Below are 1,200 nucleotides of genomic sequence, written 5' to 3' on the forward strand. Positions count from 1 at the left end.
CTGGGAGATTCGCAAGTTGTTTTGTTTTCCATGAATAATTTCTTTCCCCATTGCACTGGCCTTTGCAACCGCGCAATCAAAAAAGGCATATCTTTCAGACCCATAAGGTAGTAAAGAGTTGACAAGTACCCAGCGAACGTAAGGATTTGTAAGGGACAGCTTCTCTGAATCCTGTTTTAGAATTTCGACTTGTGGCCCGAAACCTTTAGAGTTTCCAAAGCCAACACCGCCCTGACGAGCACCTCCGTAACACTTGAACTCAAGTAGCCTTAAGTGTGACCGTCCTTGAGTCTCAATAAAGAAGGCAGCATCAACACCAAATTTGGGGATACAAAAATATTTGCAACCAGATTTTGAAAGCATGCTCGTAACTGCTCAGCACGAGAAGTCGAGTTTGGGTAAGACGCCACGAAAAACGTCAACCAAGCCAGTCCAAACGGATAGACCCTGCTTCTGAAGGGTAGAAATGAAGCTGCGAATCCGGCAGAACGCCTGTCCCCCAGCTTCCGAGCGAAAACCACCCGAAACCTTGCGTTTCACACAGGCCATCCTGATGTCGCGCTCTGCCTGGTTGTTGTCAAACGGCACGTCAGCTCGCTCCAGGAAAAGCAGCATCGCTGCGCGGTGCTGCTGACACCGCAAGGCCAGGTTGCGCCCCGGAAGCTGTTTGGGCTTTCCACGTCGCTTTGGAACAGGTTCCTGTGCCGGATTCGTTTCCAGACCAGCCAGCACCAGTTCGTCAAATCGCGTATAGAACGCTGCTTTTTGCTCATCCGTCAGTGTCACGGCCTTCTGGGCGTGGTAGATCTGCTGCAACGCCTGCCGCAGTTCACCGGCCCAGGGTTGCTGGTCATGCTCATCCAGTTTCCGCAGTTCCCGGAGCAGGTGAGCATTGCACAGTGCATGTTCTCCAGGAAGACGGAAATAGGTGTTCCAGGCGTCGTGAACCACGACGCCCGTAAAGTCAGTCAACACGCCAGCGGCCTCGATAGCCGCGTAGCCGCGCTTCTCGTGCAAGGTATAGAGCGTTCCCCTGGCAAAACAGGCCACATGGAACCAGTTCAGCTTTCCATTGACCTTCGTGCCTGTCTCGTCCGCATGGAGTACGGCTTGTTGCCTCAGTCCAGCTTTCAGGTCGTCCTCGAAGGGTTGGAGCCGCTCCGAAGCCAGATTGATGTTGAGAGCCACCGTACCATCGCT

The 1,200-nt window shown here is 53.2% G+C and carries 2 protein-coding genes; both read right to left on the reverse strand.

Annotated elements, in window-relative coordinates; translation table 11 throughout:
- A partial coding sequence (locus QZ269_RS13130; RefSeq protein ID WP_291427143.1) for a hypothetical protein occupies positions 1–363 on the reverse strand: 363 nt, incomplete at its 3' end.
- A gap of 12 nt (positions 364–375) precedes the next feature.
- Positions 376–1,200 (reverse strand): IS66 family transposase (locus QZ269_RS13135; protein WP_291427144.1); only part of this gene is annotated, 825 nt, incomplete at its 5' end.

The organism is Deinococcus sp. (assembly GCF_018260405.1).
Classification (GTDB): domain Bacteria; phylum Deinococcota; class Deinococci; order Deinococcales; family Deinococcaceae; genus Deinococcus.